General features: G+C 66.1%; 23 protein-coding genes. 10 read left to right on the top strand and 13 right to left on the bottom strand.

All coding sequences use genetic code 11. The features are described 5' to 3' along the window. Positions 1 to 56: 56 nt before the first annotated feature. Together GEM_RS24465 and GEM_RS24470 are read right to left on the bottom strand one after the other, a co-directional pair. Positions 57 to 1,373: an Nramp family divalent metal transporter gene (locus tag GEM_RS24465; RefSeq protein ID WP_014900092.1), complete on the bottom strand. Its 1,317-nt coding sequence runs from the start codon at positions 1,371 to 1,373 to the stop codon at positions 57 to 59. Then, positions 1,322 to 2,383: a helix-turn-helix domain-containing protein gene (locus tag GEM_RS24470; protein ID WP_014900093.1), complete on the bottom strand. Its 1,062-nt coding sequence runs from the start codon at positions 2,381 to 2,383 to the stop codon at positions 1,322 to 1,324. The genes GEM_RS24465 and GEM_RS24470 overlap by 52 nt, the downstream gene beginning before the upstream one ends. A 497-nt stretch (positions 2,384 to 2,880) precedes the next feature. Here GEM_RS24470 and GEM_RS24475 point away from each other — a divergent pair, with 497 nt between their 5' ends. Together GEM_RS24475 and GEM_RS24480 are read left to right on the top strand one after the other, a co-directional pair. Further along, positions 2,881 to 3,801, top strand: coding sequence for a LysR family transcriptional regulator (locus GEM_RS24475; RefSeq protein ID WP_014900094.1), 921 nt, complete (start codon positions 2,881 to 2,883; stop codon positions 3,799 to 3,801). A 118-nt stretch (positions 3,802 to 3,919) separates the two neighbouring features. After that, entirely contained in the window at positions 3,920 to 4,321 is a 402-nt protein-coding gene (locus GEM_RS24480; RefSeq protein WP_014900095.1) for an OsmC family protein, read from the top strand. Between the two features lie 126 nt (positions 4,322 to 4,447). Here GEM_RS24480 and GEM_RS24485 read toward each other — a convergent pair whose 3' ends face one another. Then, positions 4,448 to 5,329 carry a Dyp-type peroxidase gene (locus tag GEM_RS24485; RefSeq protein ID WP_014900096.1) on the bottom strand — a complete coding sequence of 294 codons (882 nt, stop codon included), beginning with the start codon at positions 5,327 to 5,329 and terminating at the stop codon, positions 4,448 to 4,450. Between the two features lie 488 nt (positions 5,330 to 5,817). Between GEM_RS24485 and GEM_RS24490 the strand changes: the two genes are divergently transcribed. After that, positions 5,818 to 7,695 carry an ABC transporter ATP-binding protein gene (locus tag GEM_RS24490; RefSeq protein WP_014900097.1) on the top strand — a complete coding sequence of 626 codons (1,878 nt, stop codon included), beginning with the start codon at positions 5,818 to 5,820 and terminating at the stop codon, positions 7,693 to 7,695. 384 nt (positions 7,696 to 8,079) lie between these two features. Further along, positions 8,080 to 9,051 carry a LysR substrate-binding domain-containing protein gene (locus tag GEM_RS24495; RefSeq protein WP_014900098.1) on the top strand — a complete coding sequence of 324 codons (972 nt, stop codon included), beginning with the start codon at positions 8,080 to 8,082 and terminating at the stop codon, positions 9,049 to 9,051. Between the two features lie 35 nt (positions 9,052 to 9,086). Here the strand turns inward: GEM_RS24495 and GEM_RS24500 are convergent, their stop codons facing one another. Continuing rightward, a complete protein-coding gene (locus GEM_RS24500) occupies positions 9,087 to 9,989 on the bottom strand; it encodes a LysR family transcriptional regulator (RefSeq protein WP_014900099.1) in 903 nt (300 codons plus the stop codon). 228 nt (positions 9,990 to 10,217) lie between these two features. Between GEM_RS24500 and GEM_RS24505 the strand changes: the two genes are divergently transcribed. From GEM_RS24505 to GEM_RS24525, 6 genes are all read left to right on the top strand, one after another. Then, positions 10,218 to 11,180, top strand: coding sequence for a LysR family transcriptional regulator (locus tag GEM_RS24505; RefSeq protein ID WP_014900100.1), 963 nt, complete (start codon positions 10,218 to 10,220; stop codon positions 11,178 to 11,180). 143 nt (positions 11,181 to 11,323) lie between these two features. Continuing rightward, positions 11,324 to 11,497 carry a hypothetical protein gene (locus GEM_RS31975; protein ID WP_187293255.1) on the top strand — a complete coding sequence of 58 codons (174 nt, stop codon included), beginning with the start codon at positions 11,324 to 11,326 and terminating at the stop codon, positions 11,495 to 11,497. Between the two features lie 44 nt (positions 11,498 to 11,541). Further along, on the top strand, positions 11,542 to 12,945 hold the full coding sequence (locus GEM_RS24510) for a cytochrome ubiquinol oxidase subunit I (RefSeq protein ID WP_014900102.1): 1,404 nt from the start codon (positions 11,542 to 11,544) through the stop codon (positions 12,943 to 12,945). Further along, positions 12,942 to 13,934, top strand: a complete 993-nt coding sequence (locus tag GEM_RS24515; RefSeq protein WP_014900103.1) for a cytochrome d ubiquinol oxidase subunit II — start codon at positions 12,942 to 12,944, stop codon at positions 13,932 to 13,934. Before GEM_RS24510 ends, GEM_RS24515 begins: the two co-directional genes overlap by 4 nt. 3 nt (positions 13,935 to 13,937) lie before the next feature. Beyond that, a complete protein-coding gene (locus GEM_RS24520) occupies positions 13,938 to 14,141 on the top strand; it encodes a hypothetical protein (protein ID WP_014900104.1) in 204 nt (67 codons plus the stop codon). A gap of 104 nt (positions 14,142 to 14,245) precedes the next feature. Beyond that, positions 14,246 to 14,926, top strand: a complete 681-nt coding sequence (locus GEM_RS24525; RefSeq protein ID WP_014900105.1) for a hydrolase — start codon at positions 14,246 to 14,248, stop codon at positions 14,924 to 14,926. Positions 14,927 to 15,021: 95 nt separating this feature from the next. On the opposite strand, the gene GEM_RS24530 is transcribed toward GEM_RS24525, so the two are convergent. The 9 genes from GEM_RS24530 to GEM_RS24570 all read right to left on the bottom strand — a co-directional run bounded on the left by GEM_RS24530 (position 15,022) and on the right by GEM_RS24570 (position 23,220). Beyond that, positions 15,022 to 15,375 carry a BON domain-containing protein gene (locus GEM_RS24530; RefSeq protein ID WP_014900106.1) on the bottom strand — a complete coding sequence of 118 codons (354 nt, stop codon included), beginning with the start codon at positions 15,373 to 15,375 and terminating at the stop codon, positions 15,022 to 15,024. A gap of 65 nt (positions 15,376 to 15,440) precedes the next feature. Continuing rightward, entirely contained in the window at positions 15,441 to 16,520 is a 1,080-nt protein-coding gene (locus tag GEM_RS24535; protein ID WP_014900107.1) for a porin, read from the bottom strand. A gap of 164 nt (positions 16,521 to 16,684) precedes the next feature. Continuing rightward, positions 16,685 to 17,134 (bottom strand): nuclear transport factor 2 family protein, encoded by a 450-nt coding sequence (locus GEM_RS24540; RefSeq protein WP_014900108.1) that lies wholly within the window; start codon positions 17,132 to 17,134, stop codon positions 16,685 to 16,687. Positions 17,135 to 17,392: 258 nt separating this feature from the next. Then, positions 17,393 to 18,103: an NIPSNAP family protein gene (locus GEM_RS24545; protein WP_014900109.1), complete on the bottom strand. Its 711-nt coding sequence runs from the start codon at positions 18,101 to 18,103 to the stop codon at positions 17,393 to 17,395. 39 nt (positions 18,104 to 18,142) lie between these two features. Then, positions 18,143 to 19,201, bottom strand: a complete 1,059-nt coding sequence (locus GEM_RS24550) for a maleylacetate reductase (protein WP_014900110.1) — start codon at positions 19,199 to 19,201, stop codon at positions 18,143 to 18,145. Between the two features lie 42 nt (positions 19,202 to 19,243). Further along, positions 19,244 to 19,879: an alpha/beta hydrolase gene (locus GEM_RS24555; RefSeq protein WP_014900111.1), complete on the bottom strand. Its 636-nt coding sequence runs from the start codon at positions 19,877 to 19,879 to the stop codon at positions 19,244 to 19,246. A 62-nt stretch (positions 19,880 to 19,941) separates the two neighbouring features. Next, positions 19,942 to 20,901 (bottom strand): VOC family protein, encoded by a 960-nt coding sequence (locus GEM_RS24560; protein WP_014900112.1) that lies wholly within the window; start codon positions 20,899 to 20,901, stop codon positions 19,942 to 19,944. Between the two features lie 64 nt (positions 20,902 to 20,965). Then, on the bottom strand, positions 20,966 to 21,724 hold the full coding sequence (locus GEM_RS24565) for a citryl-CoA lyase (protein ID WP_014900113.1): 759 nt from the start codon (positions 21,722 to 21,724) through the stop codon (positions 20,966 to 20,968). Further along, complete coding sequence (locus GEM_RS24570) at positions 21,724 to 23,220, bottom strand: class I adenylate-forming enzyme family protein (protein ID WP_014900114.1); 1,497 nt, start codon at positions 23,218 to 23,220, stop codon at positions 21,724 to 21,726. Before GEM_RS24570 ends, GEM_RS24565 begins: the two co-directional genes overlap by 1 nt.

A 23,220-nucleotide genomic window follows, 5' to 3' on the forward strand; every position in this document is an offset into this window, starting at 1 on the left:
GGCCGCAGTTTAACGCAAGCGCGCCACGGGCCCGTTTCAGCCTGTGACAGGCTGTATCAGCCCGCGACACCCGTGATCAGCAGCAGGTTCGTGCCGGTGATGGCGGCGAACAGCGTCCACGCGGCCAGCTGCATCCTGCGGCCGATCGCGTGCTCGCCCATCATGTTGCGATCGCTGACCGACCGGATCAGCGGCCACATCGCGAACGGCAGCTGCAGGCTCAGCAGCACCTGGCTCCAGACGAGCAGTTGCCCGACCGAGCCTTCGCCGAGCCACAGCACGCCGATCAGCGCCGGCACCAGCGCCAGCCCGCGCGTGATCAGCCGGCGCTGGTAGCACGGGATCTTCGTGTGCAGGAAGCCGTCCATGATCACCTGGCCGGCGATCGTGCCGGTCAGCGTCGAGCTTTGCCCCGACGCGAGCAGCGCGATCCCGAACAGCAGCGCGGCCGCGCCGCCGGCGATCGGCGTGATCAGCCGGTACGCCTGTTCGATGTCGGTGACGTTGTGCTGGCCGGTCGCATGGAACGCGGCCCCCGCGACGACCAGGATCGCCGCATTGACGAGCATCGCGACGAACAGCGACACGCAGGTATCGATGCGCACCAGCGCGAGCGTGTCGCGGACCATGCCGCGCGCGCCGCCGACGACCTGCCGCGTCTGCACGACCGACGAATGCAGATACAGGTTGTGCGGCATGATCGTCGCGCCGACGATGCCGAGCGCGAGCACGATCGCGTCCTTGCGGTCATGGCCCGGATCGCCCGGCATGAGCCCCTTCGCGACCGCGTGCCAGTCGGGCGGCGTGATCGCGACCTGCGCGACGAAGCAGAACGCCATCGTCGCGATCAGCCCGAGCACGATCGCCTCGATCTGCCGGACGCCCTTGCCCTGCAGCCCGAGGACGATCACCGTGTCGAGCGCGGTCAGCACGATCCCCCACGCGAGCGGCACGCCGAGCAGCAGCTTGAACGCGAGCGCGCAGCCGAGCACTTCGGCGATGTCGCACGCGATGATCGACACCTCGGCGGTGACCCACTGCACGACGCGGCCGAAGCGGCCATAACGGTCGTAGCTGGCCTGCGCGAGATCCTTGCCCGCGACGAGGCCGAGCCGCGCGGCGAGCATTTGCAGGAAGATCGCGGCGAGGCTCGAGAACGCGACGACCCACAGCAGCGAATAGCCGAATTGCGAGCCCGCCTGGATGTCGGTGGCCCAGTTGCCGGGATCCATATAGCCGATCGCGACCAGCAGGCCCGGGCCGAAGAAGCGCTTGAGCTTCAGCCAGCGCGACGCGCCGGCGTCGATCCTGATGCTGCCCTTTACTTCCGACGGGCAGAAGGGGGCGGTGGCGGTGGTGGGGAGCAGGGGCATGGAAACCGGGGATCGTGATCGCGACACGGTGATTTTACGGTCATCCGTCCCATTTTCTCCCGTGCCTCGGTGCGCACGCCCCGGCTGGCCCGCTCGCCGTCGGCTTTCGCCGGCCGCGGCGCGGCCTGCGGATCGGGCGACCCCGCGCCGTTCGTCAGGATCCGCTCGCGCTCGGCGACGCGAAATTCGGTCGGCGACATCAGCAGGCGCTGCCGAAACAGCTTCGCCAGACGCTCGCCGCTGCCGAAGCCCGTGCGCCGCGCGACCTTGTCGGCCGGCAGCGTCGTGTGGATCAGCATGTGGCAGGCGCGCTCGAGCCGCACGTGCTGCACGAACTCGGTCGGCGTCACGCCGATTTCCTTCTTGAAGCGCCGCAGGAAATTGCGCTCGCTCATCGCGGCCGTCTGCGCGGCCTCGGCGATCGAGATCCGGTTCGCGCTCTGCGCGCGCAACCGCTGCGCCGACATCCGGATCGACGGGCTCGCGCTCAGTTCGCGGAACGCCCACATCGACTGTGCATAGCGTTGCTCGACCGGCCGCAGCAGGTTGCTGGCGATCTCCTGCGCGGCGCTGTCGCCGAGATCGGCGCGGAACATGTCGAGCACGGCAGCGAACACGTCCGCTTCGGCGGCCTGCAATTCGACCGTTACCGCCGCGCGGCGTGCGCGATCCGGGCGCGCGTGATTCGCGTCCGATGGCCGCTGCGATGCCGCGAGCGCCGACAGGTCCATCGCATCGACGATCCAGCGCGCATGCCGGCGGATGTCGCCCAAGCGGCGCCGCAACGCATCGTTCCAGTTGATCGATGCGCGCTCACCGTGAAGATGAAAGAACGCGAGTGCACGATGGCTGTGCTCGTCGCCGAGCGGATCGGCGGCGATCTGGACACCGGACGACGACTGCAGCAATCCCCCACTTTCGGATACGTACTTCAGCTGGTAATCGGCACTGAACGCGTGCAGGCGATTCGCCAGGTTGAAGGCCTCGCCGAGACGCGCGGCCTGGGCCAAAGAAAACCCCGTACTCAAATAGATAACGACCCACCTTTGATCTGCTGCTTCCACTAGCCAAGCCCCCGGACTGTTTCGAATTCTTTTAATACCGTCGAACTGTCAGGCTTATATTTGGTTTGAACACGTGCGACAGGACGGCTATCTCGAAATATGAAGCGACGGCATCTTAGCCGAACGGGTAACGCCTTTGGGCGAAATGGCCGACAGTGACAGCATGATGGCGGATTTCTACAGGCTGTCGCCGCCCGATGGCGGGGGTCTCGCGGAAATCCGCATGCCGATGTGGCCGGCTCGCCTCACATGCAGGCGCTTCCGCGTATCGGGACGAACGTCGTCGACGTGCATCGAATGGCATCGATCGTCCCGCACGTACGCGGCCCTCACGGCATGGTCGGCACGCGCGGCAACGCCGGCGCAAGCGAACGCATGCACGCGCGTTCCGTTGTCTGCGCATCCTTTAGAATCGCACCACGCCCACCCCGCCGACTTCGTCCGTGCCCGCCGATCATCGTCTCGACCTGAATCTGTTCCGCGTGCTCGACGCCGTCTACGTGCACGGCGGCATCGGCGCGGCCGCCCGCGCGCTGCACCTGACGCAGCCTGCCGTCACGCACGCGCTGAACCGCTTGCGCGCGCATTTCGACGATCCGCTGTTCGTGCGCCAGGGCAACCGCGTCGTGCCGACCGAACGCACGCGCGCGATCATCGCGGACGTGCAGCTTCACCTCGCCGGCCTGCAACGCACCGCCCGCGACCCGTCGGCGTTCGATCCCGCCACGCTCGACCTGAGCATCGCGGTCGGCATTCGCGACGTGCTCGAATCGATCGCGCTGCCGCAGGTCGTCGCCGCGTTCGCCGACGAAGCGCCGGGCCTGCGCTTCGTGAGCCGGCGCGTCGCGGTGCACGACATCGAGCGCGAACTCGCGTCGGGCAATCTCGATCTGGCCGTCGATCGACGCGTACAAACCGGCCCGCGCATCGCGACCGAACACCTGCTCGACGATTCGCTCGTCGTCGCGATGCGGCTCGATCATCCGCTGGCGGGCAGTCCGCTTCGACGCAGTGACTATTTCGCCGCGCGGCATATCGCCGTGTCGGCGCTCGGCGAACCACAGTCGCTCGATGTCCTGCTCGGCAACGACGGGCGCTTCCGGCACATCCAGCTCGTCTGCCAGCATTACTTCGCCGCGTGCGAGATCGCCGCGGCGGGCGACCTGCTGCTCACGCTGCCGCGCACGTATGCGCTGCGAATGGCCGCGCTGCTGCCGATCGCGGTGCAGCCGCTGCCGCTGCGGCTCAAGCCGTTTCCGCTGCTCGCGTACTGGCACGAATCGCGCGAGACCGATCGGGCGCACCAGTGGGTGCGCGAACGCGTCGCCGCGCTCGTGCGGCGCAGTGCCGGCGTCGCCGTCTGATCCGGTCGAGCGTCGTCGACGCTCATTGGGCCCGCGATTTCCGTCGAGACGGTATGCTGACGGCTCGAACGCCGCGCATCGTCGCGGCCCCCTCTTTCCCGCTTACCGGAGACTCGCCATGTCGCTCATCCACGCTGCCGCCACCCTCGCCGCCGACGCGCCGAACTACGTCGTCCAGCTGCAGGCCGGCACGCACGCGCTGACCGGCGACGAAGCACCGCGCGAAGGCGGACAGGGCCTCGGCCCGGCCCCGTTCGACTTCGTGCTCGCCGGCCTCGCGCAATGCACGGCCGCGACGCTGCGCATGTACATGCAGCGCAAGACGTGGCCGGCCGTGCGCATCGACGTGCGCACCGAGCTGCATGCCGATCGCGAAGGGCAGCAATACGTGCGTCGCGTCGTGACGCTCGACGGCCCGCTCGACGACGCGCAGCGCCAGCGTCTCGCGGAAATCTGCGAAAAGACGCCAGTCACGCAGTTCATCAAGCGCGGCACGCGCATCGAAACGACGTTGAACTGACGGATGGCGTGCGGCGCACGCGGGGCGGGACGCGCACCGCGCCGCGTGCGATCGACCGCCTGAAAAGCAAAACGGGCGGGCCGCGCGTCATGCGCGGCCCGCCCGTTCGCCGCTATCGTCCGGCGCTTACAGCCCGAGCGCGGAGAGATCCAGCTTGCCGTCCTTCACCGGCGGGCACCAGAAATACGCGCCCGTCAGCGGCCGCGTGAAGCGGAACAGGCCATCGACGATGCCGTCGTCCGCCCCGCTCATCCGGCGCATCTGCACGTCGAACGCACGGAACGAGCAGCCGAACGCGACGAAGTAGAGCCCCGCGCGGCGTGCATCGGACCACGGCGACGAACGGCGCAGCATGAATGCCTCCGGCTCGAAGCTTTCCTGCGCGGTGCGCTTCACGTGCGCGAACTCCGGTGCGTCGTCGAGCTCCTCGTTGTCCGAGCGGCGACGGCCGATGATGTGATCCATGTCGCCCGACGCGATGCGCTCCATCTGGTCGAAGTCGTGCAGCCATTGCTGAACCGCGACGAAGCTCGAGCCGTCGAGCCCCGCGCCCTGCCCCGTGACGATCGCCGCGGCCGCCGCGTCGTCGCCGGTCGGGTTTTCGGTGCCGTCCTCGTAACCGGACAGGTCGCGATCGGTCGAATAGCGGAACCCGTCGACCGCATCCTGCAGCGCGAACGCCGGTGCCAACGCGCGCTCGATCGCCCGCGCGCGCAGCACGATTTCGCCGCGATCGTCGCCGCGCAGCCAGATCCACACGTCGGCCGGCGTCACCGGCAGCGCGCGGTCGTTCACCGCGAACGCCGGGTATTCGGTGAGGCCCGGAACCGGGCGCCCGAGGTGCGCGGCCAGCGCCTGGCCAAAACCGGCGACCGTGTCGTGGCCGTCGACGAGCTCGCGCAATGCCGTCAGCGCCGCCGCGACATTGCCGTCGCTCGACATCTTGAAAGTGAGGTATCGGGCCGCCGTGTCGATCGGAGCCAGGATGCCTTGCTGAACGTCGCTCATCGTTTCCTCAGGAATGTATCGTGGTGTATCGGCGGGGCCGCAGCGGCCGGCGCGCAACGCCGCAGTGTAATCGATGCGGCCCGTCACCCCGTGCGGCACCGCACCGCGGAACGCGCACGAAAGAAGGGCCGAAACCCTTAATACTAACCGTATCGACGCAGCAACGCCGTATTCGTCAGACGTTGCGGCGCGTCCGGCTCTGCTGATAAAATCCCTACACGTCTTTTCGGCGTCCTTTCAACCGTTCACTTCAGGGAGGTGCAGATGTTCCGAATGCCAGCAACCTTCCCGAACGTGGTCCCACGACGCGGCTGATCCAGCCCGTCGTCCGCGCCGGCTCCCGGGTTCTCCGATAACCCGCCAGTCCGCGCGTATTTCCCGACAGCCCGTTTCGTTTCGCCGCGCATCGTCCGTGCGGCCCGGCTGTTGCGTTTTCGACGTTCTCCGAACCGGAAAGTCCCGTCGCGCGATGCGCCGGGCAACGATACATGACCAGAAAAACCACCCATCTGGGCGGCCAGGCATTCCAGGCCGTCTTCGGCTTCACTTTCCGCTACTGGCGCAAGCAGCCGGTGCGCATCGCGACGATCGCGGGGCTGGCGCTGCTCGCCGCGCTTGCCGACGTGCTCACGCCGCTGTTCGCCGGGCGCCTCGTCGATGCGCTGTCGACCGGCCTGACCGACCGCGCCGCCGCGTGGCATTCGGCCGTCACCGCATTCGGCACGCTGGCCGTGCTCGGCATCGGCGCGACGCTGCTGCGGCAAGGCGTCTATCTGAACATCATCACGCTCACGCTGAAGATGATGAGCGAGATCGCCGCCGCGTCGTTCCATCGCGTGCAGCGCTTCTCGACCGACTGGCACGCGAACAGCTTCGCGGGTTCGACCGTGCGCAAGATCACGCGCGGGATCTGGGCGCTCGACCTGCTGAACGACACGGTGCTGATCGCCCTGCTGCCGTCGGTCACGATGCTGGTCGGCGCGACCGTGCTGCTCGGCACGCACTGGCCGGTGATGGGGCTCGTCGTCGGCGCGGGCTCGCTGCTGTACATCTCGGTGACGGTCGCCGTGTCGCTCGGCATCGTCGCGCCGGCCGCGCGGCTCGGCAACCTGTGGGACACGCGGATGGGCGGCGCGCTCGCGGACGCGGTGAGCTGCAACGCGGTCGTCAAGGCGTTCGGCGCGGAAACGCGCGAGGAAGCGCGGCTCGCGCGCGTGATCGGCAAGTGGCGTCAGCGCACGCGCCGCACGTGGGTGCGCGGCACATTCAACGGCGGGTTGCAGGGCGCGATGCTCGTCGCGATGCAGGCGGCGATGATCGGCGTCGCGTTGCGGCTGTGGGTGAACAATGAAGCGAGCGTCGGCGACATTGCGTTCTCGCTGACGATGTTCTTCATGCTGCAGGGCTACCTGCGCGACGTCGGCATGCACATCCGCAACCTGCAGCGTTCGGTCAACGACATGGAAGAACTCGTCGCGCTCGAGCGCCAGCCGCTCGGCATCGACGATCGCCCCGACGCGCCGGCGATCCGGATCGGCCAAGGCGAGATCCGTTTCGAGCACGTGACGTTCCGCTACGGCAACCATCCGGTACCGTTGTACGACGACTTCTCGATGCGCATCGCGCCCGGCGAACGCGTGGGCCTCGTCGGCCATTCCGGGTCGGGCAAGACGACGTTCATCAAGCTGATCCAGCGCCTGTACGACGTCTCGGGCGGCCGCATCACGATCGACGGCCAGGACATCGCGCAGGTGCAGCAGGATTCGCTGCGCAGCCAGATCGCGATCGTCCAGCAGGAGCCCGTGCTGTTCCACCGCACGCTTGCGGAGAACATCGCGTATGCGCGTCCGGACGCGAGCCGCGCCGACATCGAGCGCGCCGCGCGTCTCGCCAGCGCACACGACTTCATCGTCGCGCTGCCGGACGGCTATGACACGCTCGTCGGCGAACGCGGGATCAAGCTGTCGGGCGGCGAACGCCAGCGCGTCGCGATCGCGCGCGCGTTCCTCGCCGATGCGCCGATCCTGATCCTCGACGAAGCGACGTCGAGCCTCGACAGCGAAAGCGAGGTGCTGATCCAGCAGGCGATGGAACGGCTGATGATCGGCCGCACGACGCTCGTGGTCGCGCACCGGCTGTCGACGGTGCGTGCGCTCGACCGTCTGCTCGTGCTCGATCGCGGCAAGGTGATCGAGCAAGGCAGTCACGACGCGCTGATTCGCGTCGACGGCGGGATCTATCGCCGCTTGTTCGAGCGGCAGGCGCTGGAGCTGGCAAAGGGCTTGATCGATTCGCCGCGGCCCATGGCGGACGATGATGCCGGGCCGCTGGAGGAACCGGCGGAGTCTGATGCAGGCAGGTCGTGAGGTGGCCCGGTGAGGCGGTTTCGATCGCCGGGCCAGGTCGGCGATCGGGATCGGGTCGAGGCCGTGCTGATGCACGGCCTTTTTTTGGTTCGTCTCGGCCGCTCCCGCCCGGGGCCGAATGAACCAGCATCGAACCGCATCGCGCCGCGCCCCGCTCCCGCTCCGTTCGATGAACCCGAACACACTGTTCGACGTGCCTGTGCTACCCACGTCAACGTGGCTGGCCTAAGCTACCCGAGCCCGCTCCCGACGTCGCAGCATCCGCATCCCGGTACACGCATGCTTGCGCGTCGCAGGCACCGTGTCCGCAACCGTCGACTCCGGCACTGCCGCGCCTCCCGCCGGCCAGGTGAATTCAATCGCGATCGCAACCGGATGCCGCACATGCCCGATAGCACTCACCCGCCGCTGGTCGCTGCCCGGCTTTCACGCACCGTCTCCCCGACGCTCGGCTACGATCTCAACGACCTCTACTATTTCGTGCAAGTCGTCGATTACGGCGGATTCGCACCGGCCGGGCGCGAACTGCGCCTGCCGAAATCGCGGCTGAGCCGGCGCATCGCCATGCTGGAACAGCAGCTGGGCGTCAAGCTCATCCACCGCTCCACCCGCTCGTTCGCGATGACGGAATACGGCCGTGCGTACTATGCGCGCTGCAAGACCATGCTCGCGAGAGTCGACGCTGCGCAAGCGGTGATCGAATCCGCCCATACGCAACCGTGCGGAACCGTTCGACTGTCGTGCCCCGTCGCCCTGCTCCATGCTCACGTGGGCACGATCCTGACCGCCTTCGCGGCCCGCTATCCCGACATCAACATCGAACTGGTCGCGATGAACCGCCGTACCAACGTCATCAGGGAACGGCTGGACCTCGCGCTCCACTCCGATCCGGAGCCGTGGATTGCCCAGGACCTCGTGGCCCGCACGCTGGGGCATTCCCCGCAGTGCCTGGTCGCGGCGGCCACGCTGTGCGAACGGCTGGGCCAGCCGCGCAATCCGTGCGAACTCCGGTCGTGGCCGAGCCTCGCCTTTGGCCTGCCGGCGCCCGATCACGTGTGGTCGCTCACTGCGCCCGACGGCACGCTGGTGGCGGTGCGCCATGCGCCGCGCTTCGTCACGACCGATTTGCTGACCCTGCGCAAGGCGGCCGTCGCCGGTCTCGGCGTCGCCCAGCTACCGGCCGCGATGGTGCGTGACCAGCTGGACGACGGCACGCTCAAGCGGATCCTGCCGCGCTGGTCGCCGCGTCGCGACGTGATTCACGCCGTGTTCTCGACGAGAAAGGGCATCCCGCCCGCGGTCCGACTGCTGATCGATTTCATCGCGCAACGCTTCGAGGCGCTGCAGGATACCTGACCGCAAGCGACCGCCACGCGGCGGTCGATAACCGGTCAGGATTCCTCAATGCGCGCAAACTCGTCGGCCAGGAAATCCAGCAGTGCGCGCACCGACGGCAGCAGGCCTCGGCGGGACGGGAATACCGCGTGGACGATCCCGCCTTTCGGCAACCAGTCGGGCAATACCCGGATCAACGCGCCGCGGTGCAGTTCGTCGCTCACCATCATCACCGGCAGCTGAACGACGCCTGCCCCCGCCACGGCAGCCTCACGCAACGCAATCATGTCGTCCGTCACGAACCGCGGCGTGTGACGCACCGTCGCCCGAGCGTCATCGGGGCCGTCGAGGTGCCAGACATGCTGCGGTTGCGGCGGCCCGAAATCGAGGCTGGGCCACTCGGACAGTTCGGCCGGCGCCGCGATCGCATGCTGCTGCACGAGGGTCGGACTCGCGACCAGGCACCAGGTGCGCGCGCCAAGCACACGCATCACGAGATCGCTGTCCTTCAGCGGCGGCGGACGCACGCGAATGGCGATGTCGATCCCTTCACCGATCACGTCGACGACCCGGTTGGTCGCCTCGAGATGCACGGTGACGCGCGGGTTGCGCGCCATGAATTCCCCCAGCATCGCGCCGATCCGGGCGTGCAGCATCGCGACCGGGCAGGTCAGCCGAACCACGCCCTGCGGTTCCGCGCGCATCTGCTCGATCGCCTCCTGCGCCGCCTCCGCCTCGACGAGCATCGCCTTGCAGTGGTTGTAGTAATGCTGGCCGATCTCGGTGACCGAAAACTGGCGAGTGGAGCGCTGCACGAGCCGCACGCCGAGATGCTGCTCGAGTGTCGCGATCCGTCGGCTCAAGGTGGATTTCGGCACGCCGAGCACCCGGCTGGCCGGCGCGAAACCCTTGTGGTCAACCACCTGCGCGAAAAAATAGAGATCGTTGAGGTCCTGCATCGGCGCGCTCGATCGTTCCATAAATGAGACGCTGAGGATAACTCGCGCAGTCTACCGACGCAAAACCGCTTCCTCTACGCTTCGGTCATGCGGTCACCACGCAATCGACCGGTTGAACCGCCCCGGCCGCGCGCCCCGATGTCGCCCGGTCCGGCCAGGCTCGCGCCAGGCCGAATCGCGGTGAAAGACCGCATCTGTTCCACGTCCGATGACCACCCAGATCGCCTCATGAAATCGCTGAACCATGACGACATCCAAGCTTTCCTGCTCGCCGTCGAGCGGCACAGCATTTCCGAGTCCGCACGCCGGCTGGGGTTGTCGAAATCCGTCGTCAGCAAACGTATCAGCGACCTGGAGCGCACGCTCGGCGTCCAGTTGTTGACGCGCTCCACGCGCAACGTCACGCCGACCGAATCCGGACTGACGTTCTACCGCACCGCATCGGAAGCGATCCGCCAGCTCGTCGACGTCGCCGAAGCGATGGCCGAGCAATCGCACGGATTGTGCGGCGAATTGCGCATCACGTCGCCGGTGAGCCTGACACGGCTCTGGCTCGGGGCCGCGATCACGCAATTCGCCGCCGCCCATCCGCAATTGCGCGTCACGCTCGAGACCGACGATCGCATCGTCAACCTCGGTGCCGAGCGGTTCGATGTCGCGATCCGCTCCGCGCGGCTTTCCGACAGCACGCTGGTCGCCCGCCGCATCGCCGCCTGCGAACGTGTGGTCGTATGCAGCCCGGACTATCTCGCCACGCACGGCGCACCGGAGTCGATCGACCGGCTGCTCGAACACAAGTGCCTGAACTACAGCCATGCTGTGCCGTCCGCCACCTGGTCCTTCGTCCCGCCGGCCGGCATCGGCAAGCCGCGGACGATCAGCCCCGCAAGCGCTTTCCTGTCCAACAACGTCGAGACGCTGCGCGACGCGGCGACACAAGGTATCGGCATCGCGATGCTGCCGCGCTACATCGCGGACGAAAGCCTGCGCGACGGCCGGCTCGTGCGCGTGCTCGGGGCGGAAACGCCCCAGGACGAGATCATCCATGCCGTTTACCCGCGCAGCCCGTTCGCGAATCGCAAGCTCAGACTGTTCATCGAGCATGTCCGTATCGCTTTGCTCGATCCGCTGTGGCCGGGTATCGACGGCCAGGACCAGCCTGTCGATGCGCTCACCGAAGATGTGCTGTGACCTCCGCCACGTCAGCCGACCCGGCACGGCGTCGATTGAGCGAGTCGAAACGATTGGCAATCGATGCATGCCCAATCGATCAGTTATCCCTATCGACTCGATGGCGTCATCCCAACCGGAATCCGCACCCGACCATGTCCATCATGAACGTTCTTTCATTCGCGGCGAAGGCCACCGGCGTACTCGCGTTCGCGGCTGCCATCGCCGCAACCGAAATGGCCCTGATCAAGATCTTCTCGGACGAGGTCGGCTATCTCGTGCTGGTCGCGTTCATCGCACTCGCGATCGTCGCCTGGCGCCGTACGGAAACCGACTGAGCACCGCCAATCGCCATGCTGATTCACATCAAACGAGGTCGTAGATGGATACCGTGATGCTGGCTCGCATCCAGTTCGGATTGACCGTCACCTTTCACATCATCTTTCCGACCATGTCGATCGGCCTCGCGACCTTCCTCGCCATCGTCGAAGGATTGTGGCTCAAGACACGCGACCCGCTCTATCTGAAGATCTACCGATTCTGGCTGATCATTTTCTCGCTCGGATTCGGCGTCGGCGTCGTCAGCGGCATCGTGCTGTCGTTTGAATTCGGCACCAATTTTTCCGGATTCGCACGGCTGGCCGGCCCCGTGATCGGCCCGCTGATCGCGCTCGAGGTGCTCACCGCGTTCTTTCTCGAAGCCGGATTCCTCGGCATCATGCTGTTCGGCATGACGCGTGTCGGCCCGAAGCTGCACTTCTTCGCGACCACCATGGTCGCCGTCGGCACGACGATCTCCGCGTCATGGATTCTCGCCGCCAATTCGTGGATGCATACGCCCGACGGCGTGACCTTCGATGCCACCGCCCACGCATTCCACGTCGTCGACCGCTGGCGCGTCATCTTCAACCCGTCGTACCTGGTCCGGCTGCCGCACATGCTGCTCGCCGCCTACCTGTCGGCTTCGTTCTTCATCGCAGGCGTGGGCGCGTGCTATTTGCTCCGACGCACGCATGTCGCATTCGCGAAACGCACGCTGTCGATGGGGCTCGGCTTCGCCAGCATCGCGATCGCGCTGCAGCTGCCGCTGGGTGATTCGGTCGGCTTTCGCATGTTCGACTACCAGCCCGCGAAGTTCCAGGCCATGGAGGGCTACTGGCAACCGACGAAAAGCGCACCCTATCTTCTGTTCATTACGCCGCATCAGCAGCAGACACGAAACGGAACACAGGTCGGCATCCCCTATCTCGGCAGCCTGATCGTCACGCGCTCGATCCACGGCACGGTTCCCGGGCTGAGCGCGACGCCGGCCGCGAACCGGCCACCGATGGCGCCGGTGTTCTATGCGTTCCGGGTCATGTTCCTGCTCGGCCTGCTGATGTTCGCCATTGCGTCGATCAGCCTGTGGCTTCGCTTCAGGGGCACGCTGTTCTCGACCCGATGGTTCCTGCAGGTCGTCCGGACGATGATGCCGGTCGGCTTCATCGCGACGATCGCAGGCTGGTACACATCGGAAATCGGCCGTCAGCCGTGGGTCGTGTACGGCTATTTGCGTACCGCGGACGCCGTGTCGCGCGTCCCGGCCCCGCATATCCTGTTCTCGACCGTGCTGTTTGCCGTCACCTATGCGCTGTTCCTGGCCGCGTTCGTTGGCATCACCGCACGCGTGATACGGCGCGGCCCGGACGCGGCCGCTCACGCGTCGCCGTACGCCGCTTCGCTCAAGCCCGTCCTGATGCCCGACGCCGCCGCTGCCGCCGACACCCGGGCCGGAGAAAAATCGTGAATACCGCCCTCAGCCACGTATGCATCCTCATCGCGATCTTTGCGATCGTGATGTACGTACTGCTGGACGGCTTCGACCTGGGTGTCGGCATCCTGCTGCTGTCCTCGCGACACGGACCGGAACGCGACGCGCTGGTCGACAGCATCGCGCCCGTCTGGGACGGTAACGAAACGTGGCTGATTCTGGCCGCGATCGTATTGTTCGGCGCATTTCCACTCGCCTATTCGATCCTCGTACCGGCGTTCTATCTGCCGTTCATGGTGATTCTGGTGTCGCTCGCGTTTCGCGGTGTGGCGATCGAGTTCCGGGTGCATACGCCGTTTCCGCGCTTCTGGGACGGCGCGTTCAGTATCGGGTCGACGCTCGCCGCATTCGCGCAGGGTCTGGTTGCGGGTGCGCTGCTGTCCGGGGACATCGCCGTGGCAGACGGGCGATTTTCCGGCAGCACGCTGGACGTGTTCACCGGCTTCAACGTGCTGACCGGCCTGACCGCCATTGCGGCGTATGCCAGCCTGGGCGCCGCATGGCTCCGCTGGAAGACCCGCGCGGCGCTGCAGCACGCCCGGCTGCCCACGTTGCGCATTGCGATGCTCGCGTTCCTGCTGCTCGCCATCGCCTCCTGCTGCGCGGCCGGAACGCTGCCGGCCGTGGCCGCCATGTGGCATGCCCGTCCCGCCCTCATGGGCATGCTCGGTACGCTCGGCGCCGGACTGTGGATCGCTGCCTTCCGTGCGTCGTACACGGCGTCGGACCTGCGCCCCCTGCTTTGCAACCTGGCGGCCGTCGCCATGCTGCTGATCGGCTTGATCGCGATCCTCTGGCCTTACGTGGTGCCGTTCAGTCTCGCATTCGGCGCTGCCGCGGCGGAACCCGGAAGCCAGCTCATGGTGGCCGCCGGCGCGCTGGTCATCCTGCCCGTGATCCTCGGCTACAACGCATTCGCCTACTGGGTATTCCGCGGCAAGGTCGACGCGCCCGGAGGAGAGTGAGCCATGGGCAGCCTGAAGCAGCTCGCCACCGAACTGACGCGACGCTGGATCGCATGGGCAGCGCCTCCGCACGATCCGGCCGCCCCGGGAAAACTCGCGCGGCAGCGCGCAACGTTCGCGTGTGGCCTGTATGCCGCATCGCTGCTGCTGTTCGCCTTGTTCTGCTGCCTGCTCCACCTGCTTTTCGCCGTGATTTTTCAACTGTAGTGCCTGCACGCAACACAGCCATTCGCGCAACCGCGCCAACCCCGGGTCTATCCGCTGCCCGTCCGGGAACGGTACACCGGACCCGCCCAACCAGGAGTATTGCCATGAGCGCACCTGCCAACTTCAACGGTCAACGCCCCGTCATCGATCCGAACGATACGGCGATGCTGTTGATCGACCATCAGAGCGGCCTGTTCCAGACCGTGAAGGACATGGAAATGACCGTCCTGCGCAATCACGCGATTGCACTGGCCAAGATGGCCACGCTCTGCAAGATGCCGGTGATCACCACGGCGTCGGTTCCGCAAGGCCCGAACGGCCCGTTGATCCCCGAGATCCACGAAAGCGCGCCGCATGCCACCTACGTCGCGCGCAAGGGGCAGATCAACGCCTGGGACAATCCCGACTTCGTCGATGCGATCAAGGCGACCGGGCGCAAGACGCTGATCATCGCCGGCACGATCACCAGCGTCTGCATGGCGTTCCCGGCGATCTCGGCCGTCCACGAAGGCTACAAGGTGTTTGCCGTGGTCGACGCGTCGGGCACCTACTCGAAAATGGCGCAGGAAATCACGCTCGCTCGCGTGGTGCAGGCCGGCGTGGTTCCGATCGACACCGCCGCGGTGGCCTCCGAACTGCAGCAGACCTGGCATCGCCCCGACGCGCAGCAATGGGCCGAGGTCTACGGGATGATCTTCCCTCCGTACCGCCTGCTGATCGAGAGCTACCTGAAGGCCCAGGAAGTCGTGAAGAACAACGAGCAGCTCGACTCGGAACGCGCATAATCCGTTCGGGCGAGCCGGTCCGCGCCAGCGGGCCGGCTCCTTTCGACGCATCCCGATTCATCGGCCGCCCCGCATGCGGCGGCCTCGCCCGAGACTCACTCCGGCCGAATCAACAGGTCGTTCCTGACTGCCGTGACGCCGCTCACCGAGCTCGCGACCGCGGTTGCGATTTGAGACTGGGCGCTATCCGTCACTGAGCCGCGTAACACGACGGCACCGTCGCGCGCGATGACGCCGATATTGGCCGCATTGAGCCCCCTGGCACTGCCGAGCGCGCGAACGACAGCTTTCTGGAGCCGGCGATTCGCGGTCTTGACCTCCTTCTTGCTGGGCGTAACCGCCTGCGGCGCGAGATCGGACCCGGCCGGATCCGCCTGAGCGTTGACATTCCCCGCAATGGACAACGCGGTCGCCACGTAGAGCGACAACAGGGCGTGACTGGTTTTCATGTGTGATGTTCCGGTTGTGCGGTCCGGTTCCGGTCGAGCCCGGTGCCGGACCGCGATCGAGATGATTAGAAAAACTTCCGGATGCCGACCGTACCGCCGAACGTCGTGCCCGCGGGGCCATACAGCGCCCCGATCATCGACAGCCCGGTATTCATTGCGCCGTGATTGTTGACCACGCCGCATTGCGCATAGAGCGTCGTGCTCTTCGACAGGAAATAATCGGCGCCGACGGCCGCCATGACGGAATGATTGGTCGTATGGTTGCGATCGCTCGTCAGCCACACGCCGCCGTTGATCCCGAGCGTCGGCGATGCGAACCAGTTGATGCCGCCGCCGAACACGGCGCTGTCGAACGAACCGGCGACCTTGAAGTTGACGAACGATGCCTTTGCGGTGAGCGAGCCGAACTGATAGCCCACCCCGATCATTCGACCGTCGAACTCGACATTGGTCGGCACCGGCGTGCTCTGCGCAGCGCCCGCGTTGCCGCTGTAGAGCGCGGCATTGACCGTCAATCCGCCGCGCTGGTAACGGACGCGCGCGGCATATTGCTTGCCCGCGCTGAAATCGCCGGGCTTACCGCCGAACGCGAACATGGTACTGACGGTCAAGCCGGCGAACGTCGGGCTCGTATAGCTCACCGCATTCGGATTGAAAATGCTGGTGCCCAGCACGGTCCCGACGTAAATGGTCGCCGCGCTGCCGAACAGCGAGAGATCGCGCGGATCGGAATCGTAGACCGCCTGAAAGAACGGGGAAAACTGCAACCCCATTTTCAGCTCGCCGGCGCTTCCCGACAGCGCAATCCACGATTCGCAGCCGAACAGGTTGCCATTGCAGTGGAACAGGCTGCCGTTCGTCGCGCTGATGCCGCTCTGCAGACGAAACTTCGCCTTCAATCCGCCGCCGAGATCTTCGATTCCCTGCAGGCCGAACTGCGAATAATAGCGGCCGCCATCGATCATCGACACCTGGCTTCCATCGTTGAGACCCGTGACGGGATTGCGCGTCTTGTTCGTATAGAGCATCGCCACGTCCACCACGCCGAATAGCGTGACACTGCTCTGGGCGTGCGCGGGCGCACACACGGCGGTCGCCATCAGACAGCCGGCAAGTCCCAGCGAAACATGCTTTCTCGCTGACATCATCATCTCCATGCCTTGCCGCGATATAGACGGCAATGATTTGTTATCCTGAATTTATCGAATGGCCGATGGCCCGATCGAACGACATGCTTGATGCAGGCATTCGTACCGTCCGGATCAACCTGGACGGTTCGGCAACGTCATCCGGTGTCGTGCGATCCGAATCAGTAACGGCGCAGCGGATTCGTCGCGAGCCACGGGTAGCGCTCCGTATCGCCCCCCGCATAATCCGGATCCAGATAGACGTGACACCGCTGGATCCTGAAGTCGCGAATCTCGAACACGTCGCACCAGCGACCTGCGTGCGTGACACCTGCCTGCCAGGCCGCACCGTTTTTCAACGTGCCGCTCGACAGCCCCTCGACACACACGAGATCGCCATGCTGAATGACGTTCAGACAGGAAGTCTCGTGCGAGACACCGGCCAGTATCGTCATCAGATCGCGGAACAACTGACCGATTTCCTCCTTGCCGCGTGCCACGCCCCATTTCGGGAAATACATCTGCGCGTGGTCGTCGAACAACTCGAGCAGATTTCCGCCATGATCCAGCCGCCTGAAGTACTCCAGTGCGATCGCCTTGCGTTGCTCGTCGTTCATCGTCTTGATCTCCATCCCCTTCTCCCTTCGTTGAAAAATTCCGTGCTTTCCGGCAATAACTATGGATTCCTTAAAGATATGAATGAACCTTCTTCCCGGCACAACTCACTCGGAACGTCACGCGTTCATTGCATGCGGGAACGGCGGCGCATCGACGGAACGGATTGACGGCTTCACCGCGCACCCCGGGCCTGGGTGGGAACAGCGCACGTCAGGAAAGGGGCGACCGTACCGGCGGATTGCGTGCCGACAATCCGGCGCTGCCGCGATCGATCAGGGCTCGACGAAGATGGGCGACATGTCGGCCACCGGCGACGGCCGGAGCAGCACATGCGTGACGTCCAGCAGCACCGGTGCGAGTTCATTCAGCAGCGTCTTCCATACGCCGGGCCAGGACCGCACCGCCTGCTTGACGACCCAGTCGTCCACGCTCGCCAGATGCGTGTAGACGCGCACCCGGTTCAGCGGGCCGACCATCACGTTGAACGCGCCCAGCAAACCGTCGACGAACCACGCGTCGTCGGCCACACCCTGTTGCGCGAAGGCCTGCCAGAAGCGCGGCACGCCGCCCGCGCGGAAGGTCAGCGTCGTTTCCGCGACGACCGCGCGTTGCGCGGACACCGGTATCGGCGCGCCGTGCGCCGGCAGCCAGTCGTTGCCGTTGCCCCACATCGGCGTCGCCCGATCCACGCCGGCCGGCAGAAGAAATTCGTTTTCCTGGCGCAGGATCATCGAGCGTACTCGCCCGAAGTAGGCCGACAGGTTCGTATCGCCGGACAGACCGCCCAGCCGCGCTTGCCAGTCCGCGAAGTCGTCGTAGCGATAGAGGCAAACGATCGACTCGGGCATGCCCGCCACCGGCGCGAACGCGCCGATCAGGCGCTGCAGGATCGGGCGCAACCCGTCGGCACGCAACTGCTGCGCGTCCCAGAAGTCATTCAGCATGCCCGGCTGCAGCGTATAGGTGCGGCGCTCGATCAGCATCGGTTTCTCCACTTCGCGGCGATGACGGCCGCTATCGCGTTACAGGGTATCGGCACCTTCATAAGCGCGCTCCAGCAGCGCGCGAATCGCGTGCCGCTCGATCGGGCGTGGATTCGGATAGGCTTTTTCGACAATCAGGTCGGCCGCACGATCGATGCCGTCCCGCGGCATCCCGATCTCGCGCAGCGAGCGCGGCGCGTCGAGCGAATCGATCAGGCCGCGCAGCCCCGCGATCGCGTCCGCGGCACCGATCGCACGCCCCACACGCGCGAGCGCGTGCGGGGCGTGGGCCGCGTTATAGCCCAGCGCATACGGCAGGATGACGGTGTGGACCTCGGCATGAGGAAGATTGAAGGTCCCGCCGAGCGTGTGGCAAATCTTGTGATGAACGCCCATCTGCACATTGCCGAGCACCGTCCCGCAAAGCCACGCGCCGTAGAGTGCGTCGCCGCGCGCCTCGACATCGGCAGGCGATGCGTACAGGCGCGGCAGCGCACTCGCGAGCGCACGGATGCCCTCTTCCGCCATCAGGCTGTAAACCGGGCTGCCATCGTGCGCATACAGCCCCTCGACGGCGTGCGCGATGGCATTCATGCCGCTCGTCACGCTCAGCTTCACCGGCAGCGTGAGCGTCAGTGCCGGGTCGTACACGACGCACCGCGGCAGCACGCGCCAGTCCTTGCCGGTTTTCTTCACCCCTGCCTCGGTCAGGCCGTAAAGCGGCGTCATCTCGGAGCCGGCATAGGTCGTCGGCAACGCGATGATCGGCAGATCGGCTTCCAGCGCAATGGCCTTGGCGAGGCCGATGGTCGACCCGCCGCCCGCCGCGATGCACGCATCGGCACCGGACTCCCGCATCGCCCGCACGGCGTCGCGCGCCACTTCCACGGGGACGTGCATGACCGCCTTGGCCAGCACGCCCGCGCTGCGCGTTCCGAGTACACGATCGATTCGGCGCCCCAGTTCCGCCTGTTCGGGCGTCGTGATCAGGAGTGCGCGCGCGACACCCAGCGAATCGAGAATCGCGGGAAGGGTTTCCAGGCTGCCGCTGCCGAACACGACCCGTCCGCCGTGGCTTTCATGATTGAACGACTGCATGATGTGATTCCTGCTCAGAGGTGGGTACGACGCGCTGCCGGATCATGTGCCGAGCGCGCGTCTCGCGTATTCGATTTCCGCATCGCGTATGCCGTGCTCGGTCGCCGGATCGACGTGCAGTACGACGGCAGCGCCGGCCGCATCGAACCATGCCGCCGACCGGCGGACGTCCTCCGCCGGGACGTGGGGATCGTGCTCCCAGGTGGAAAACAGCACCGGCATGCCGGAAAAATCGCGTGCGTCCGGCGCGCGCTGCAGGTCGGGCGGCCCGATCAACGCGCCGGTGAAGGACACCAGCGCGCGGTACCGCCGCCGGCTGCGCCACACGAACTCGCTGCACAGGCAGGCACCTTGCGAAAACCCCATCAGCACCTGCGATGCGTACGGGATGCCCTGCAGCCGCAGCCGCTCCGACAGCGCTTCCAGACACGCGAGCGCGTCGGACAGACGCGGTTCGTTCAGTTCGACGGGAGCGAGAAAGCGCTCCGGATACCACGAGGCCCCGTCTGCCATCGGCGCCCGCCACGCAAGATCCGGCCGGCCGAAACGGCGCACGACGTGGTCGTGCATCCAGCCCGGCGACTGGCCGCGCCCGTGCACGAGAATCACCGCGGTCGCGGCACGATCGACCGACTCGCCATAGTCGGCCACCGGCTGTTCGAGATGCGCATTCGTCATGAGATCGACACTTCCAGACAATCGCAGCGGGTGCCGCGTACGCCACCCGACCTGCTCGCGTTTCAATAATTGAGGGCTTCGAGCGATTCGAGGATCACCGCGCGCTGGCTTTCGAACTGCGGCGCAAGCTGCACCGTCTGCCCCATCTGTTCGTACGATTCGTCGATCAGGAACGCATCCGGCTTCGAAACGGTCGCCTCGAACATCGCGCCGCTCGGGGTGCGAACGTAGATCGATTCGAAGTAACCGCGGTCCTTGCGCTCCGACGTGTCGGTAAAGCCCAGGCCTTCGAGGTTGGCCTTGACCCGATCCTGCACCGAGCGGTCGGCAACCTGGAACGCGCAGTGATGCACGATCCCCTCGCCGTAGGTCCAGCTCGCCTGCGGCATGTCCGGCTCCAGCGCGTAATCGACGAACTTGCCGGAGCCGCCGTCGCCGAACGCATAGCGCGAGAACTTGCCGTCCTTCTCGACCTCGTGCGCCGACCAGCCCTGCTGCATGAATTCCTGGGAAGCCTCCATGTCGCGCACGTTCACGCCAATCGTGTGCAGACCGCGGATCGCCAGCTCGGCCGGCACTTCGCCGTTCGAATAGGGCTTGCGCGCGTCGTCGGCAATGCCGATCAGCTCGTACGGGATGCCGCACGGATGGGAAAACGACAGGACCTGCTCGCCGAAACGTTCCGACCGGCGAACGTCGAACCCGTGCGCGGCAAGCCGTCGTTCCCAGAACGGGATCGCCGATTCGGGAACCGACAGCGCCAGGCCGCCGATCTGCCCGGCACCGCGATGGCCCTTGCGCCCGAAGTGCGCCACCGGAAAACAGGTGATCAGCGTGCTTTCCTCGCCGAGATCGTTGCCGTAGTAGAGGTGATAGAACGGCGCCATACCGTCGTAGATGAGCGTCTTCTTCACGCTTTTCAGCGACAGCACCTTCGTATGGAAGTCATAGTCCTGCTGAGCGGTACCGACGCACAGCGTGATGTGATGGTGGCGCATGATCGCCTGGTTGATCTGGGTCATGTTTGTCTCCTTCATGGAATCGAATGCGATACGAATACACAGCGGACCGGCACCTGCCGACGCACTAACCGGTCATCGCGTCGTCGACGAGTTGCCAGATGAAACGCCCCGACGGACGCTTCTGCTCTTCCGCGATATGCGCGATCAAGCCGGCCGCGCGACTGAGCACGGCGAAGCCGCGCATCAACGACGGTGGAATGCCGAGATCGCCCAGCAGTGCCGCGATCGCGCCGGTCGCATTGATCGTGATGTGCTTGCCGGCCGCCGCATCGACTTCCGCCGCCAGCCAGGCGAGCGCCTCGCAATGCCGGCCATACGTGCCGGCATCGCGTGCGAGCGCCAGCAATGCGACGGCACGCGGATCGTCGGGCCGGTGCAGATGGTGGCCAAATCCCGGCACGGGCTCGCGCCGCGCACGGTACTCGCGTGCAACCGCGGCCGCTTCGCGCTGCCCCTCCGGCTGCGCCGCGACGATTCTCGCGAGCAGCTCCGCGGCCGGCTCCATCGTGCCGACGAAGCGGCTGGCCACGGCGAGCAGGCCTGCCGCCACGCCGGCCTGCAGATTCTCGGGCGAGCTCGAGTAGACCATCCGGGTCGCGATCGCACTGGGCGTCATGCCGTGCTCCATCAGCGTCACGAGAATCGCATCGACGACGCGTCGCTGGTTCTGCCCGAGCGCGATACCGAAGGTCTGCTGCATGAACACGTCGATAAAACCCGCTTTGCCGATCAGGTCGTCGACGAGGTTGCTGTCGCCGTAGTACACGGCATCGGTGGTGTAGCGACAGAGCCGGCTATCCGGCACATCGTTATTGCCCGCCATCACTGCCCCCTGGTCCCGAGGATTGCATCGCGCACCGCCGGCTTGAGCACCTTGCCGACCGCACTACGCGGCAATTCGTCGAAGAAATGCACGACCTTCGGCGTCTTCACCGAACCCAGATCGCGCTTGACGAAGGCGATCAGTTCGTCCGTGTCCACGCTTGCGCCCGCGCGCAGTTGCACCGCGGCATGTACCGCTTCGCCCCACTTGTCGTCCGGCACGCCGACCACCGAGCAGTCCGCGACGGCCGGGTGTCCCGACAGGACCACTTCGACGTCGCCGGGATAGACATTGAATCCGCCGGTGATGATCACGTCGCGAATCCGGTCGCGCAGGAACAGATAGCCGCGTTCGTCGAACACGCCCGCATCGCCGGTACGCAGCCAGCCGTCGATCAGGGTCTTGCGGGTTTCTTCGTCCGCGTTCAGGTATCCGCTCATGACGAGGCCGCCGCGCACGGCGATTTCGCCCTCCTCGCCCGGTGGCAACGGCGTCCCGTCCTTGCCGACGATCGCCACTTGCGTCAGCAGCGTCGGCCGGCCGACCGACGCCAGGTTTTCGCCGGTCATTTCCGACGGTGGCAGGAACGTGATGATTTGCGGTGCTTCGGTCTGCCCGAACGACGTACAGACGATCGGACCGAACACGGCCTGCGCATCGCGAATCTGCTCGGGCCGCATCGGCGCGCCGCCATAGACGAGGTAGCGCAGCGCACCCAGCGCGCGCGGTGCGCGACGCTGCTCCTCCGCGAGCGCCTGGATCAGCGTGGGCGGTGCAAAGAAGAGCGTTACGTCGTGTGCGCTCGCGGCATCGAGCAATGCGCCCGGCTTCGCATGGTCGGGAAACACCAGCGCACCGCCGGCGCCGAGGATCGGCAGCATGTACGTCGACGTGCCGTGCGTGATCGGCGCCGCGACGAGATACCGATCGTGCGGCTGCAGCCCGAGCTCGTGAATCTGCGTAGCGATGTTCGCCGTCCATGCACGCAGCGGCTGGAGGACCCCTTTCGGGAATCCCGTCGTACCGCCGGTGAACTTGATCGCCTGGGTTTCATCCGCGGAAATTCCTGCGCGCGACAGCGGCCCCATCGCAAGCGCGCCGCGGTCCCCGGTTTGACCCGCCAGCACCTCGAGCGGCTGCAACGGCGCATCGAGCGGCGCGAGACGTTCCAGCATCGCCGTATCGGCGAGCACCAGCGACGGTTTGACGAACTCGACGATGCGGCGCAGTTCGGGATCGCCGTTGCGCGGATTGAGCGGCACCCAGATCTTGCCGGCCGCGAGAATCGCGAGAATCGCCACGAGATGGTCGACCGAGTTCGCGGCCCCCACGCAAACGCGGCTGCGCGGCTGCGGATCGATGCGATCGAGCGCGGCGGCACGATCGAGCACGAGGTCCGCGAGCGCCGAAAACGTCAGGTTGCGCTCGGGGCTGATCACCGCGAGGCGGTCGGGATGCCGCTGCACGGCACGCCACAAATAGTCGATTGGATACAT

This window comes from Burkholderia cepacia GG4 (genome assembly GCF_000292915.1).
Lineage (GTDB): Bacteria > Pseudomonadota > Gammaproteobacteria > Burkholderiales > Burkholderiaceae > Burkholderia > Burkholderia cepacia_D.